This is a genomic window from Geomonas sp. Red32 (genome assembly GCF_023652955.1).
Lineage (GTDB): Bacteria > Desulfobacterota > Desulfuromonadia > Geobacterales > Geobacteraceae > Geomonas.
Window position 1 is genome coordinate 1,557,603 of sequence record NZ_JAKLOY010000001.1, and the last position, 14,743, is coordinate 1,572,345.

The following is a 14,743-nucleotide window of genomic DNA, read 5'->3' on the forward strand; positions in this document are numbered from 1 at the left end:
AAAAGGGTCCCACCGCCTTGACACCCCACCGGGGGGTCCCTATCTTTTCCGGTAGGAGGAACACCCATGATCAGACCGGAGAGAATGACCGTCAAGACGCAGGAGGCGCTGGCATCGGCCCAGGAGAAGGCATCCGCCATGTCGGCGGCGACCATCGAGCCCGAACACTTGATGCTCGCCCTCGTCGACCAGGAGGGGGGCTTCGTTCCCGACCTGCTCAAGAAGATCGGAACTTCGCTGCCGCAGCTTCGTTCCGGCATCGAGAGCGCCCTCAACCGGCTTCCCAAGGTGACCGGCGGCCAGTTGAGCCTTTCCTCGGCGCTCAACCGCATCGTCGATCAGGCTCAGAAGGAAGCGGACCAGATGAAGGATGCCTTCGTCTCCACCGAGCATCTCCTTTTGGCCCTGGCCGGTGCCCGCGACACCAATTCCGGAAGGCTCCTCTACCAGAGCGGCGTCACCCGCGAGAATGTGCTGGCGGCCCTCAAGGAGCTCCGCGGCGGCGAGGCGGTGACGGATCAGGATCCGGAACAGAAATACCAGGCGCTTGCCAAGTACTGCCGTGACCTTACCCAGCTCGCCCGCCAGAACAAGCTCGACCCGGTCATCGGGCGCGACGACGAGATCCGGCGCGTCCTCCAGGTGCTCTCCCGCCGGACCAAGAACAATCCGGTGCTGATCGGCGAGCCGGGGGTCGGCAAAACCGCCATCGTCGAAGGGCTCGCGCAGCGGATCGTTTCGGGTGACATCCCGGAAACCCTGAAAGACAAGATGGTGCTCGCTCTCGACATGGGGGCGCTCATCGCCGGTGCCAAGTACCGCGGCGAATTCGAAGACCGCCTCAAGGCCGTCATCAAGGAGGTCGCCCGTTCGGAAGGGAAGGTTATCCTCTTCATCGACGAGATGCACACCCTGGTGGGCGCCGGTGCCGCCGAGGGGGCCTTGGACGCCTCCAACATGCTCAAACCAGCGCTGGCCCGCGGCGAGCTCCACTGCATCGGCGCCACCACCTTGAACGAGTACCGCAAGTACATCGAGAAGGATGCGGCGCTGGAGCGGCGCTTCCAGCAGGTGTACGCGGGCGAGCCGAGCGTCGAGGAGACCATCTCCATCCTGCGCGGCCTCAAGGAGCGCTACGAGGTCTACCACGGGACCCGGATCAAGGACAGCGCCATCATCGCGGCGGCCACCCTTTCCGACCGCTACATCACCGACCGTTTCTTGCCGGACAAGGCCATCGACCTGATCGACGAGGCCGCCTCCCGCCTGAGGATCGAGATCGACTCCATGCCGACCGAGATCGACGAGGTCGAGCGGCGCATCATCCAGCTGGAGATCGAGAAGCAGGCGCTCCTCAGGGAACAGCACGACCCGCAGGGGGAGGCGAGGCTCAGGAAGCTTGGCGACGAGCTCACCACCCTGAAGGCCCAGTCGGCCGAGCTCAAGGAGCACTGGCAGCGCGAGCGCTCGATCATCGCCAATATCCGCACGGTGAAGGAGCGGCTGGAGGCGAAGAAGGAGGAGGCCAAGCGCTTCGAGCGCGAGGGGAACTTAAGCCGCACCGCGGAGATCCGCTACGGCGAGATCCCGGCGCTGGAAAAGGAGATGGAGGAGAAGCGGCAGACCCTCGAGGCGATCCAGAAGGAAGGAAAGATGCTCCCCGAGGAAGTCGACGCCGAGATGATCGCCGAGGTGGTCGCCAAGTGGACCGGCATCCCGGTCAACCGGATGCTGGAAAGCGAATCCGAGAAGCTCCTCAGCATGGAGGAGCGGTTAAGAAGCCGGGTGGTGGGGCAGGACGACGCCCTCACCCTGGTCTCCAACGCCATCCGGCGGGCCAGGAGCGGGCTCTCCGATCCCAACCGCCCCATCGGCTCGTTCCTCTTCCTAGGCCCCACCGGGGTCGGCAAGACCGAAACCGCGCGGGCCCTGGCCTCCTTCCTCTTCGACGACGATCAGGCCATCGTCCGCATCGACATGAGCGAGTACCAGGAGCGGCACACCGTCGCCCGGCTCATCGGGGCGCCCCCCGGCTACGTCGGCTACGAGGAGGGGGGGCAGCTCACCGAGGCGGTCCGCCGGCGCCCTTACTGCATCGTCCTCTTCGACGAGATCGAGAAGGCGCACCCGGAGGTCTTCAACGTCTTCCTGCAGATCCTCGACGACGGCAGGCTCACCGACGGCCAGGGGCGCACGGTCGACTTCAAGAATGCGGTCATCATCATGACCAGCAACCTCGGCTCCCACTTCATCCAGCAGTACGGCGCCACCGATTACCAGAAGATGCAGGCCGAGGTGATGGAGACCCTGAGGGCGAGCTTCAAGCCCGAGTTCCTGAACCGCATCGACGAGATCGTGATCTACCACGCCCTGCCGCTCGAAAGGATCAAGGAGATCGTGCTCATTCAGCTCAAGTCGCTGGTGGCGCGGCTCGCCGAGCGCGGAATCGGCCTGGAGGTCACCGGGCGGGCCCAGGACGTGCTGGCCCGGGAAGGTTTCGACCCGGCCTACGGAGCCCGGCCGCTCAAGCGGGCGCTGCAGAGAAAGATCCAGGACCCGCTTGCCCTCTTGCTGCTGGAAGGGAAATTCGTCCCCGGGGACACCGTTCTCGTCGACAGCGCCGCAGGCTCCGATCAGCTGGAGATCGCTAAGAAGTAGATGATGTCCGCCTCCACATTAAGAAGTTTGCCTTTCCGCAGGGACGCTGGTATGCTGGGCGGCGCTTGGCCAACAGGGTCTCGCCGCCCAGCATAAAATCACTCCCGCGGAGGTCATTTAATGAAGATTTCGCCCGTAGTCGTTTCCAGTTTGCTGGCTCTTGCCATTCCCGTCGCCGCCCTTTGTGCCGACGCCCCTGCAGCATCTGCCCCCGCCCCCGCGGCCTCTGCTCCCACGGCCGCCTCTGCTCCCGCCGCCCCGGGTGTTCCTACCGCCGCCGACAAGAAAGAGAAAAAGAAGCACACCATGATGGACATGATGAAGAGCGGTGCCTCTTCGTCCAGTAGCGGGGCCAGCATCAGCCCGGTCGGCACGGTCACTCAGACCATGGATGCCGGCGGGTACACCTATGCCGAGCTCGACAACGAGGGGAAAAAGAGCTGGGTCGCTTTCCCGGCGGAAGAGACCAAGGTGGGGGACAAGCTCTCCTTCGCCGGTTGCGCCGAGATGAATTCTTTCGAGAGCAAGTCGCTGAACCGGACCTTCGAGACCATCATGTTCTGCGGCCCCCCTACCGTCGCCAAGGAGAAGAAGAAAGCGGCCAAGGTCGGCGGGGCCATCAAGGTCGAGAAGGTTGAAAAGGCCAAAGGGGCCAACGCCTACACCGTGGCGGAGATTTTCGGCAAGCGTGCCGCGCTGGCCGGCAAGACGGTCGTCGTCAGGGGAACTGCGGTCAAGGTCTCCGAAGGCATCATGGGCAAAAACTGGGTCCATTTGCAGGACGGCACCGGCAACGCCAAGGCCAAGACCAACGACCTCGTGGTGACCACCAAGGCGAAAGTCGAGGACGGCGAGATCGTTACCCTCTCCGGCAAACTGGCCAAGGACAAGGACTTCGGCGCCGGGTACAAGTTCAAGGCCATCGTCGAGGATGCCGTTCTCAAGTAGCCACTCCCTCATCTGCCTAACCGCCGAATCACTAGCGTGATCCCCATCCTCGGCGGCGGTCACGAAATCAGCAAAAGGGTCTCCCGCTCGCGGGGGACCCTTTTGCATGTAGACCGGCGGCGCGGTATCCTTTGGCCGTGGAGTTCCCATGAAAGAGATCCTTATCGCGTTATTCCTGGTGCGGTTCGCGGCGGTGACGCTGCTGCGGTTTGTCAACGTGCGTCATCTTCAGCAGCACGGTGCCGAGGTGCCGGAGGCGTTCGCCGGCGCTGTCGATGCCGCGACGCTGGCGAAGTCGGCCGACTACACGGTCGCCCAGAGCCGGGTTTCCCTCCTGCACTCGATATACGACGGGGTGCTGCTGCTCGGGTTCCTGTTCACCCCGCTTTTCCCGCGCTTCGACGCCTGGATCAACACCCTGAGCGGCTCTTTTTATGTCCGCAGCCTGCTGTTCATGCTGATTCTCACCCTGGTGGAAACCGTCCTCGATCTCCCCTTCTCCTATTACTCGACCTTCGATCTCGAAAAGCGCTACGGGTTCAACACCACCACCATGAAGCTGTGGCTCTCGGATCTCGCCAAGTCGGCCCTGATCTCGGTGATCCTGCTCCTGGTGGTCGGATGGTCGGCGCTGGCGCTGGTGACGCATTCCCCCGAGCACTGGTGGCTTTGGGTCTGGGCCTTCTTCGCCATCTTCTCCATCACCCTTATGTACCTCTCTCCGTACCTCATCGAGCCGCTCTTCTCGAAGTTCGAACCGGTCAGCGACCAGGAACTTGAAGAGGAGATCCGGCTATTGCTCGACAAATGCGGGCTGAAGATAAAGGCGGTCCAGCAGGTCGACGCTTCGCGTCGCAGCCTCCACTCAAACGCCTATTTCACCGGGATCGGGAAGGTCAAGAGGATCGTCCTGTACGACACCCTTTTGAAGCAGATGGACCGTAGTGAGGTGCTGGCCATCCTTGCTCACGAAGCGGGGCATTGGAAAAAGGGGCACATTCTGAAGATGCTGGTGGGGACCGAGCTGGTGGCGCTCGCGGTCTGCTACGTGGTTTTCAGGCTGATTGGGTGGGGGGCTGTCCCGGCCATGTTCGGGATCAACGGCGTTTCGTTCGCCGGACAGCTCGTGCTGATCAGTTTCATCCTTTCGCTGGTATCCTTCCTCTTCACCCCGCTCCGTTCCTGGCTCTCGCGGAGAAACGAGTGGCAGGCCGACCGCTTCGCCACCGAGTTGACCGGCGCCCCGCAGGCCTTGGCCCGTGCGCTCGTCAAGCTCTCCCGCGAGAACCTGGCCAACCTCCATCCGCACCCCTTGTACGCAGCCTTCTACTACAGCCATCCCCCCGTCGTCGAGCGCGTCGCCAAGCTGAATGCGCCGGAAGTAGCCAAGAAGTAGGTTGTCCGCGGGGCACGTCGGTTGCCTTGAACGGCTTCACCGTGAAACGCAACAATTCCGGCGGCTGCAATGCGTCGCGTTTCGTACCTCAACGCGACCTACTCGTGCCACTTTGGTGGAGGGAACGATTCCCGCGGCAGCAAGACGTTTGCGAGCGGCAGGGCGATCCGGGTGAATCGGTGGGAAACGGGAACCGAAGGGGCAGGGGTTAAAACTCGAAGAGAAGCCCACCGAGGCAGCTGGTGCCACCGAGGTTGACCGAGCCGCCGGAGGTGGTGTCGGCCATGGCGCGGGTGTATCTCGCCTCGGTGAAGAAATAGGTATGGGCAATCCCGAAGTCGCGGCAGAGGTTCCGGGCCGGCTCCGGCTCCACGCGGTCCATGAGAAACTGCAGCCCCCCGCGGGCATGGAAGCCGTTGACCGATCCCTCGGTCCGCCCCTGTCCCTCGACATTGGCGCGATAGAACATCCTGGTGTAGCCACCCCCCAGGTACGGGACCAGCCACTGCTGTTCGTCGAACACCCCGCGCGCCAGCACGAAGACGTTTACCGGCACCTGCTGCCAGGTGAGGTTCCCTCCCGGCAGGGCGTGCTGGACCATCTGCCCCCTCCCCTTGGCCCGCCCGTAAGTCGACTCCACCCCCATCTCGATGTTCCTGGTCACCTTGTAGGCCACCGCGCCGCCGTATTCCCCGAAGTAGCTGCTGCCGTAGAAGCGGGACCAGTCCCCCGCGTCGGGAAAGAGGACTCCACCCTTCAGTTCGAGGGACCAGTGCGGGCGCTCGGGTCCCTGCTGGGCGGGCGCCAGCGCCGGGAGCAGGAGAAGGAGCAGGAGGGAGGCAAGGATCAGCTTTTTCATGCCGTCGTCCTCCTGGCAATCCGCTTTCTCCGCTCTTCCCGGTAGGCGTGGTCCGCGACGACCCCCGCCGTCATGATCATGGCAATCTTCATCAGGGGCGGGATGTAAACCATGAACAGGGCCAAGATGACGAACGGGAAGAGAATCGCCCGCACCGGCCCCTTCAACCAGGGATGGGCCCTCAGGTAAGCGGCTCCCTTCGGACCATGCTTGTAGTACCAGGCGACGAAGGCCCGGCCGGTGGCGTTGGTCATCAGGTACCGGTCCCTGAACTGGCGGAGCGCCTGGACCTGCGGCGCGGAGTAGAAGCCGTAAGCCGCGGTGGCGATGAAGCAGCCCTGGCTCTTCACGTCGGGGAAGGGGGATGACTGCTCGGGGAACTCGCGGGCGACGGATGATACCGCCCCCAGTACGGGGTCGCCGACGATCTGCCGTATCTCGGCCGAAAGGTCGCTCTCGTTGGCGCTTCCGGGATTCGATGCTACGGTCCGGTCGATGACGGCAGTCACACGGAAGTACAGGGCGGCCTGGGCTCTCGGCTGAACCGCGACGTAATACCTGGTCCCGTTGGTGAGCCCGGTGATCTGGTAGGAGGTCGCCGTGGTCAGCGGCAGGGTCGCTGCCGGGAGGGACGTGGAGTCGAAGCTCGTGGTGCTGTAGTAGATCTGGTAGTCCGTGGCCCCGGGGACCGCGGGCCAGGAGAGATTCAAGACGCGGTCGCCCGGAGTGATGGTCACCACTGGCGGGTTGGCAGGAGCCGAGGGCGCCGGCGGGTAGGTGTTGAAGGTGAGGCTTGCGTTGTTGGTGGTGAGTACCACGGCCCCGGAAGCCCCTTCGGCGGCCTGGATCCCTGCTCCGGCGGAGTCGCGGTAGTAGACCCGGTAACCGGTGACCTGGGAATCGGTGCTGGCGTTCCAGCCGAGGGAAACGGTACCCGGGGCAGTTTTCGATGTTATCGAAGAGGCGAGTCCGGTCACAACCGGTGGTCCATAAGTGACGATGTCGCTGAAGAGCCCCCCGTAGGCACCGATGTCCGAGGTCGTGGGATCGAAGGAGTTCGGGTACTGTGCCACGTTCCCGGTGCCCCGGCAGGGAGAGCCGCTTTGCAGGTGCAGGTTGTCGGGCGGGTTCGCGAAGAGGGGATCGAGCTGCGGGTGATCGGTGTTGGGGAGGTTATGGTCGCTCGTGGTGACGGTGATCCCGTTGCTCCCGTTACCGTAAAAGGCATTGTAGGTAGGCTGGGTGATACTGACCTGGGAGTCGATCGCCCTGCTGTTAAGGTCGAAGAGGTCGTTGATGATGGTGAGATCGGAGTTGGTGGCGATCCCGATGGAGTTGTTGTAGAAGGTGTTGTTGACCACGGCGGTTGAGCTGGAGCCGGTGTTCTGGATGGCGGTCCCCACCTGCTTGAAGATGCAGTTCTGGATGTTGGTCGCTTGGCTGCCGTTGAGGGAGATGGCTACCGAGCCGCCGGTGAAGGTGAACTTCCTGATGGAGACGTTTTTCATCCCGCCGCTGATGTTGAACACCGTGCCGCTGCCGTTAATGAACGTGTTGGCGGTGCCGGCCCCCACGATGGATATGCCGTTGAGATTGGTGTTGTTGAGGGTGACGGTGCCGGTGTAGGTCCCGGGCTGGACGGAGATGATGAAACTCAGGGAATTGTCGGCGGCGTAGGCACTGATGGCGTGCTGTATGGCGGTCTGGATGGTGGGGTAATCCCCCGTCGCCCCCACGGTAAGCGTCTGGGTGGTAGCGGCCACACCGGGTGAAACCATTGCTGCTACAAGCGAGCCTGCCCAAAGCAGGCGTTTCCACCAGGCGGCTTTCATGAACGAGTCCCTCTATAGGCAGGTGCGGGTGTCGAGACGTGAGGCAAAGTCGGTCCCCTTTCATTTAGCGGGCGATTATGACAAAGAAAGAAAAAAATTCAATCTTTTTAACGGCTGCTCCGGCTAAAAATGCGGCCAGGCCGGTTTCCGGTCTCTCCCTGGCCTCTCTCTGACTAAAATACCGGCCCTCGGTCTCACCCTGCCGCTGGTTAGTGAGCGGAGATCGGGCAAAAAAAGGGGCAGCCCGAAATGGGGCTGCCCGCTGGATCAAGAGAGCTATTCATCGCTGTGCTTCTTTTTCTTCTTGGACTTCTTGCTCTTTTTGCTCTTCTTCCCTTCGCCGGCGCTTGCCTGCTCCCGTCTCCCCTTCTTCCCTTTCTTTACTTTATGGGAGGACTTGGACTTCTTGGAGGCGTAGTGCTTGCGGTGGCTGCGCGGCTCGGGGGTGAGCTCGTCCTTGATGTTGCTCAGAAGGACCGTCGGCTCCTCGAGCTCGGGGTCTGCCTTGCGGGCCGCCTCCAGGGACGCCTTGGCCTCGGCGATGCGGCCGTTCTTCATCTGGACCCGTCCCATGGCGTTCAAGGCCTTGGCGTGGTCCGGCTTCAGCTTCACCGCCTCCTGGTACTCGGTGGTGGCGTTGTCGTAATCCTTCTTGAACTCGTAGACGAGCCCGAGCTTGTAGTGGGCGTTGGGATCGCTGGGAGCCAGCTCGACCCCCTCCTTCAAGAGGGCGGCCAGCTGGTCGTAGTTCTTGTTCTTGACGTAGATGGCGGTCAGGGCGGTGCGGGCCTCGTTGTCGTCCTTCTTGAGGCGGAGCACTTCCTGGTACTCCTTGGCGGCCTCCTCGGGGAGGTTCCGCTTCTTCTGGAGGTTGGCCAGCTCGCGATGGGCCTCGAGCGCGTCCTTGTCCAGCTTGATGGCCGCCTCGTATGCATCGGCCGCGGCCTGGAGGTCCTTGGCGTTGACGTAGGCGCGGGCCAATTTAATCTGCGTGATCGGGTCGGCGGGCTTGCGCTTGACGAGCTCCTTGTACTGATCGAGGGCCTGCGGGAAGCTCCCGCGCAGGGTATAGATGTCGGCCAGCCGCTGGCGGGCCTCCTCGTTGTCCGGGGTGGCGGTCAGCACTTGGCGGTACTCGACCACCGCCTCGTCCAGCAGGGCCTTCCGCTCATAGATGGTGGCGAGGTTGAAATGGAGCTGCGGGTTCTCCGCCTTGTTGCGAAGCGCCTCGCGGTAGTAGCGCATCGCCTCCTCGTCCTGGCCGCTCGCGAGCAGGCAGTCGCCCAGGCGCTGCATGGCCACCGGGTCGTTGGGCTCCTCGGCAAGCCTCAGGCGGTACTCCGAGATCGCCATCACGTAATCTTTATTCTTCTTGTACTCGTCGCCCAGCGCGGTGTGGTCGACCGCCGGGCGGGACTCCGGCCTGCTGGGAGCGATCCCGGCCAGCACCCGCTCGTAATCAGCGTTCTTCTGGTCGCCCTTCCTTGCGTACCCTTCGGCCAAAAGCCGGTGGATTTCCTTGTTGCCGGGATCGGCCAGCGCGGCCTGCTTCAGCTCCTTGACCGCCTTGTCGGTCTCCCCGTTGGTGAGCAGCAGCTGCCCGAGCCCGAGCCGAGCGGAGGCGTTCCCCGGCTGGATGGCCAGCGCCTTGCGGTACTCCTGCTCTGCCTTCTGGATCGAATCGCTCGCCTGGTAGGCGGCGGCCAGCTCCGCGTGGAGGGCGGGGTCGTCCGGGAAGGCGGCCACCGCCTCGTTGTAATGGAAGATGGCCAGCTGGTAGAGCTTCTTCTGGGCCAGGATGCGGGCCATGCCGGCGTTGTAGCGGGGATCACCCGCCTTGAGCCCGGCGGAGAGTTCCACCGCCGCCTCTTCGCTCGCCCCCTTCTTCAGGTGCAACAGCCCCATGTTCCCGCTGGCGGGATAGAAGTCGGGATCGATGGTCAGGGTTTCGCGGTACTCCTGGATGGCGGCGTCGGCGTTGCCGCTACGCTCCAGCTGGAGCCCCTTCAGGAAGTGGCCGGCGGCGCCGTTGGGGCAGAGCTCGATGACCCGCTTTTCGGTGTCGGCCCGCTTGGACTCGGACGCCGTGGGGGAGAGCTCCATGATCATCCTTTTGGCGTCGCGGCAGCTGTTGGAGCCCTGGAACGGCCAGGTGAAACCGGTCGCGAAGAGGGTCACCGCGATAAGCGATGTGCAGACTGCGTATCTTTTCATGTATGGCCCTTTGATGATGCTGGTGGTGTGGTCGGGGCGGACCTTCCGTCGCGCGTTTGCGATCGGGCCGCCTCCGGGGTTCGGGACGCGCCGCCAGGTTCGGGGAGCGGATCCGGCGTCCGGTGGTGCTGCTCGTGGTGAGGAAAAACAGCCCCCCGGCCGCCGGGAAGCGGGTGGTGTCGCCGGTTCGGGCGCTTCGGCCGGAACGTCAAATGGCTGACGGCCAACGGGGTTGCCGGATTATACACATCCCCTAGCGATAATTCAATCGCAATCGCGAAAAGATGAATGAAAACGGTTTCTTTTGATTCTCATGGTTGCGCTCGGGAGCGGCCGCTGATGAGGGCGGATTACCTTGACTTTCATGATAAAGATGGTTAAATCAACTGGACCGGCCGCCAAGAGGGCATTTGGCCGGTCTTTTTCGCTGACAAAACGCCGCAGGGAAGGCGGTACGAGCACCAAGGGGCAAGCATGCCGGTGATACCGAAGGAGCCGTTGGAGTGGCTGGATCTGTTCCGCCAGCAGATGGATGAGATCTTCCGCTACCTTTCCACCCTGGACGGGAGGGAGAACCTGGCCGAGCAGGAGGTCACCCCGCTGATCGACATGTTCCAGACCCCGGATTCCCTGGTTCTGGAGGTCGAGCTTCCGGGGTGCCGTCCCGAGGACGTCACCCTCAGCGTCTGCTGTTCCGCGCTGGTCATCGAGGCCGCCGCGCGCGACGAGGCGGGAGCCGGTGTCAACTATATCTGCCTGGAACGCTCGAACGGCCGCTACTCGAGGACCATCGAGATTCCCCCCGGCGTCAACCTGGACCGGGTGCGGGCCCGCTACCGGCGCGGCCTTTTGACCGTGGTTTTCCCCTGGTGCAGGGAGAGCAAGTCGCACATACGGGAGATCCCCATTGAGCAAGGAGATTAAGATGGAAAACAGGCAGGAAACCGAAGAGCTGAACATACCGGACGTTCTGCCGCTTTTACCTGTACGGGACGTGGTCGTGTACCCGTACATGATCCTCCCCCTCTTCGTCGGGAGGGAGATCTCGATAAATGCAGTAGATTACGCCCTTTCCAAGGACCGGATGATCTTTCTCGCCACCCAGCGGGACGTGGCCGACGAGGAGCCGGCACCCGACGGCATCTACCAGGTCGGCACCGTCGCCATGATCATGCGGATGCTGAAGCTTCCCGACGGCCGGGTCAAGATCCTGGTCCAGGGGCTCACCAAGGCGCGGGTCACCGAGTACCTGGCCGAAAAGCCCTTCTACTCCGTCCGCATCGACCGCATGCTCGAGCCGGCCTCCCAGGAGAACAGCCTGGAGGCCGAGGCGCTCATCCGCACCGTTAAGGAGGAACTCGGCAAGATCGTGGCGCTCGGGAAGGCGGTTTCTCCCGAGGTCATGGTGATCGTCGAGAACATGCAGGAGCCGGGGAGCCTGGCCGACCTGGTGGCGAGCAACATCGGCCTGAAGGTCGAAGAGGCCCAGGGGCTTCTCGAGGTGACCGATCCCCTCGAGCGGCTGAGAAAGGTCAACGACTATCTCAACAAGGAGAGCGAGCTCCTCAACATGCAGGCCCGCATCCAGTCGGCCGCCAAGGAGGAGATGGGCAAGAGCCAGCGCGAATACTACCTCCGCGAGCAGCTCAGGGCCATCCAGCAGGAGCTCGGCGAGACCGACGCCCGGAGCGAGGAGATCGCCGAGTTACGGAAATCGGTCGAGAGCGCCAAGATGCCGCAGACGGTGGAGAAGGAGGCCCTGAAGCAGCTGGGGCGCCTGGAACAGATGCATCCCGATGCCGCCGAGGCCGGCATGCTCCGTACCTACCTCGACTGGCTGGTCGACATCCCCTGGTCGAAGTCCACCAAGGACTCCCTGGAGATCAACCGCGCCTCGGAAATCCTCAACGAGGACCACTACTTCCTGGAGAAGGTCAAGGAGCGCATCCTCGAGTTCCTGGCGGTCCGTAAACTCAAGAAGAAGATGAAGGGCCCCATCCTCTGCTTCCTGGGCCCTCCGGGGGTCGGCAAGACCAGCCTCGGCAAGTCGATCGCCCGCGCCATGGGGAGAAAGTTCGTCCGCATTTCCCTGGGCGGCGTGCGGGACGAGGCCGAGGTCCGCGGCCACCGGCGCACCTACGTGGGAGCGCTTCCGGGCCGCATCATCCAGGGGCTGAAGCAGGCGGGCTCCAATAACCCCGTCTTCATGCTGGACGAGCTCGACAAGCTCGGCTCCGATTTCCGCGGCGACCCCTCCTCGGCGCTTCTCGAGGTGCTCGACCCGGAGCAGAACAACAGCTTCTCGGACCACTACATCAACCTCCCGTTCAACCTCTCGAACGTGATGTTCATCGCCACCGCCAACCAGATCGACACCGTGCCGGGGCCGCTTCGCGACCGCATGGAGGTGATCTCCCTCTCCGGCTACACCGAGGAGGAGAAGCTCGGGATCGCCAAGCGCTACCTGGTGCCGCGCCAGGTGAAGGAAAACGGCATCTCCGAGGAAATCGCCAACTTCTCGGAGGAGGCGCTCCGTACCATCATCTCCAAGTACACCCGCGAGGCGGGGCTTAGGAACCTGGAGCGCGAGATCGGGACCGTCTGCCGGAAGGTGGCCCGCAAGGTGGCCGAGAAGGGGGAGAAGCAGTTCCACATCACCGCCGCCACGGTACCCAAATACCTGGGTCCGCCCAAGTTTCTCCGCGAGGAGGAGATGGAGCGTAACGAGATCGGCGTCGTCACCGGTCTCGCCTGGACCCCGGTAGGTGGCGAGGTGCTCTTCGTCGAGGCGACCGTGATGAAAGGGAAGGGGGGGCTCACCTTGACCGGCCAGCTGGGCGACGTCATGAAGGAGTCGGTGCAGGCGGCGCTTTCCTACATCCGCACGCGCTCGGCCGAGTTCCAGCTTCCGGAAGACTTCCTCTCCAGCTTCGATATCCACGTGCACGTCCCGGCGGGCGCCATCCCGAAGGACGGACCCTCGGCAGGGGTCACCATGGCCACCGCGCTGGTATCGGCCCTCACCAAGACCCCGGTCCGCAAAGAGGTCGCCATGACCGGCGAAATCACCCTGCGTGGCAAGGTGCTCCCGATCGGCGGCCTCAAGGAGAAGATCCTGGCGGCGGCCCGGCTCGGCGTCACCACCGTGGTCATCCCGGTGCAGAACCACAAGGACCTCGAGGACGTCCCCAAGACCATCCTCAAGAAGCTGAAGATCGTCACCGCCTCCACCATCGACGACGTGTTGAAGGTGGCGCTCGAGAACTTCCCCCCCAAGGAGGCTTCGGCCGCCAAGTCGTCCAAGCCCCCGAAGGCCTCCCCCGCCAAGCCGAAAGCCGGACGGAGCCGGATGGTGGTTCCCACCGGCAAAGGGCCGGTCAGCGCCGGGGGTAAGGCTTGAAACTCGCAGAACTGGGCGAATTCGGCCTGATCGACAGAATCGCCAGCCGTGTCGCCGCTTCGCCCTCGGTCCCGCTCGGGATCGGGGACGACGCGGCGGCCCTGTTACCCACCCCCGGTACCCTCACCCTCATCACCTGCGACATGCTTTTGGAAGGGGTCCATTTCGACCTCTCCTTCGGAAATCCGCAGGCCCTTGGCCGCAAGTCGCTGGCCGTCAACCTCTCCGATCTCGCCGCCATGGGGGCCCACCCCCGTCAGTTCCTCCTGGGGATAGCTCTCCCTGCCGACGCCTCCATGGATGTGGTGGAAGGATTCATGGCCGGCATCCTGGAAACCGCCGGGCGGTACGGGGTGACTCTGGCCGGGGGGGATACCTGCGCGTCGAAGGGGGGGATGGCGATCTCCATCACGGCGCTCGGCGAACAGCGCCCGGAGCTGGTGGCCAAGCGAAGCGGCGCCTCGCCCGGTGACCTGGTCTTCGTGACGGGAACGGTGGGGGATGCGGCGGTGGGGTTGCGTCTTCTGCAGGAAGGGGCGCGGGACGGCTACCTCGTTTCCCGGCAGCTCGACCCGCAGCCGCGCGTGGCGGCCGGGGTGGCGCTTGCCGAGGCGGGTGTGCTGACGGCGATGATCGACGTGAGCGACGGCGTCTTGGCCGATCTCGGGCACATCTGCGAAGAGTCCGGGACCGGTGCCACCGTCGAGGCGGCGAAACTCCCCTTTTCGGACGAATACCGGGAGATCACCCAGCCCGACCCGTACGGGTTGGCCCTGTCCGGAGGCGAGGATTACGAGCTCCTCTTCTGCGCCCGCGGCGAAAACCGCCCCGAGATCGAGCGGATCTGCCGGGAGCTCGGGCTCAGGGTCTCGGTGATCGGCGAGATCGCCGCGGGAAGCGGGGTCCGCGTGACCGGTCCCGGCGGCGCCGAGTACCATCCCCCCAAGAAGGGGTTCGACCACTTCGCCCCTTCCGCTACTCCCCGGAAATCCTGACCGCCACCCGGCGCTCCCTCGGCCCGTCGAACTCGCAGAAGTACAGCGCCTGCCAGGTCCCCAGCAGCAGCTTACCCCGCTCCACCAAAAGTTTCTCGGAGGTGCCGATCAGGCTCGATTTGACGTGGGCGGCGGAGTTTCCCTCGGCGTGGGTGAAATAGTGGGCGTTGGGGACCAGGCGGTCGAGGCAGTGGGCGATGTCCCGCTTGACGGCCGGGTCCGCCCCTTCGTTGATGGTGACTGCCGCAGTGGTGTGGAGGACGAAAACGTCGCACCAGCCGGTGGTCACCCGCGAGCTCGAGATGAGATCTTCAACCTGCGCGGTGATGTCGATCAGCTCCGTCTGCTCCCTGCTCCTCAGTGTCAGGTACTGGATCATTTCCCCTCCTCCAATGCAATGAAGTCCCACGCCATCGGCCAGGCAACCATCAACGGTTCCCC

At 63.8% G+C, this 14,743-nt stretch carries 10 protein-coding genes; 6 read left to right on the top strand and 4 right to left on the bottom strand.

What is annotated here, in order from left to right; translation table 11 throughout:
• The first annotated feature begins 66 nt into the window (after positions 1–66).
• From clpB to L4X63_RS06750, 3 genes are all read left to right on the top strand, one after another.
• Entirely contained in the window at positions 67–2,658 is a 2,592-nt protein-coding gene (gene clpB / locus L4X63_RS06740; RefSeq protein ID WP_250677812.1) for an ATP-dependent chaperone ClpB, read from the top strand.
• A 120-nt stretch (positions 2,659–2,778) separates the two neighbouring features.
• Complete coding sequence (locus L4X63_RS06745; protein ID WP_250677813.1) at positions 2,779–3,606, top strand: DNA-binding protein; 828 nt, start codon at positions 2,779–2,781, stop codon at positions 3,604–3,606.
• Positions 3,607–3,754: 148 nt separating this feature from the next.
• Positions 3,755–5,002, top strand: coding sequence for a M48 family metallopeptidase (locus L4X63_RS06750; protein ID WP_250677814.1), 1,248 nt, complete (start codon positions 3,755–3,757; stop codon positions 5,000–5,002).
• Between the two features lie 208 nt (positions 5,003–5,210).
• Here the strand turns inward: L4X63_RS06750 and L4X63_RS06755 are convergent, their stop codons facing one another.
• The 3 genes from L4X63_RS06755 to L4X63_RS06765 form a co-directional block, all read right to left on the bottom strand.
• Positions 5,211–5,861: an MXAN_2562 family outer membrane beta-barrel protein gene (locus L4X63_RS06755; protein ID WP_250677815.1), complete on the bottom strand. Its 651-nt coding sequence runs from the start codon at positions 5,859–5,861 to the stop codon at positions 5,211–5,213.
• The gene (locus L4X63_RS06760) at positions 5,858–7,639 is read right to left on the bottom strand and encodes a CFI-box-CTERM domain-containing protein (protein ID WP_250677816.1); all 1,782 of its coding nucleotides are present in this window, start codon (positions 7,637–7,639) and stop codon (positions 5,858–5,860) included. Before L4X63_RS06760 ends, L4X63_RS06755 begins: the two co-directional genes overlap by 4 nt.
• A 330-nt stretch (positions 7,640–7,969) precedes the next feature.
• Complete coding sequence (locus tag L4X63_RS06765) at positions 7,970–9,907, bottom strand: tetratricopeptide repeat protein (protein WP_250677817.1); 1,938 nt, start codon at positions 9,905–9,907, stop codon at positions 7,970–7,972.
• Between the two features lie 474 nt (positions 9,908–10,381).
• Here L4X63_RS06765 and L4X63_RS06770 point away from each other — a divergent pair, with 474 nt between their 5' ends.
• The 3 genes from L4X63_RS06770 to thiL are packed head-to-tail and all read left to right on the top strand — an operon-like array spanning position 10,382 to position 14,302.
• Positions 10,382–10,831 carry an Hsp20/alpha crystallin family protein gene (locus tag L4X63_RS06770; protein WP_250677818.1) on the top strand — a complete coding sequence of 150 codons (450 nt, stop codon included), beginning with the start codon at positions 10,382–10,384 and terminating at the stop codon, positions 10,829–10,831.
• Position 10,832: 1 nt separating this feature from the next.
• Positions 10,833–13,307, top strand: a complete 2,475-nt coding sequence (lon, locus tag L4X63_RS06775) for an endopeptidase La (RefSeq protein WP_250677819.1) — start codon at positions 10,833–10,835, stop codon at positions 13,305–13,307.
• Positions 13,304–14,302 (top strand): thiamine-phosphate kinase, encoded by a 999-nt coding sequence (gene thiL, locus L4X63_RS06780; RefSeq protein ID WP_250677820.1) that lies wholly within the window; start codon positions 13,304–13,306, stop codon positions 14,300–14,302. Before lon ends, thiL begins: the two co-directional genes overlap by 4 nt.
• Here thiL and L4X63_RS06785 read toward each other — a convergent pair.
• Positions 14,283–14,681, bottom strand: coding sequence for a secondary thiamine-phosphate synthase enzyme YjbQ (locus tag L4X63_RS06785; RefSeq protein WP_250677821.1), 399 nt, complete (start codon positions 14,679–14,681; stop codon positions 14,283–14,285). The genes thiL and L4X63_RS06785 overlap by 20 nt on opposite strands.
• Positions 14,682–14,743 lie beyond the last annotated feature (62 nt).

What these genes read in the sequence shown, in the direction of transcription:
- clpB (WP_250677812.1), top strand. Translation starts at nt 67, where the DNA reads ATGATCAGACCGGAGAGAATGACCGTCAAGACGCAGGAGGCGCTGGCA.
- L4X63_RS06755 (WP_250677815.1), bottom strand. Translation starts at nt 5,861, where the DNA reads ATGAAAAAGCTGATCCTTGCCTCCCTCCTGCTCCTTCTCCTGCTCCCG.
- L4X63_RS06750 (WP_250677814.1), top strand. Translation starts at nt 3,755, where the DNA reads ATGAAAGAGATCCTTATCGCGTTATTCCTGGTGCGGTTCGCGGCGGTG.
- L4X63_RS06760 (WP_250677816.1), bottom strand. Translation starts at nt 7,639, where the DNA reads ATGGTTTCACCCGGTGTGGCCGCTACCACCCAGACGCTTACCGTGGGG.
- lon (WP_250677819.1), top strand. Translation starts at nt 10,833, where the DNA reads ATGGAAAACAGGCAGGAAACCGAAGAGCTGAACATACCGGACGTTCTG.
- L4X63_RS06770 (WP_250677818.1), top strand. Translation starts at nt 10,382, where the DNA reads ATGCCGGTGATACCGAAGGAGCCGTTGGAGTGGCTGGATCTGTTCCGC.
- L4X63_RS06765 (WP_250677817.1), bottom strand. Translation starts at nt 9,907, where the DNA reads ATGAAAAGATACGCAGTCTGCACATCGCTTATCGCGGTGACCCTCTTC.
- L4X63_RS06745 (WP_250677813.1), top strand. Translation starts at nt 2,779, where the DNA reads ATGAAGATTTCGCCCGTAGTCGTTTCCAGTTTGCTGGCTCTTGCCATT.
- L4X63_RS06785 (WP_250677821.1), bottom strand. Translation starts at nt 14,681, where the DNA reads ATGATCCAGTACCTGACACTGAGGAGCAGGGAGCAGACGGAGCTGATC.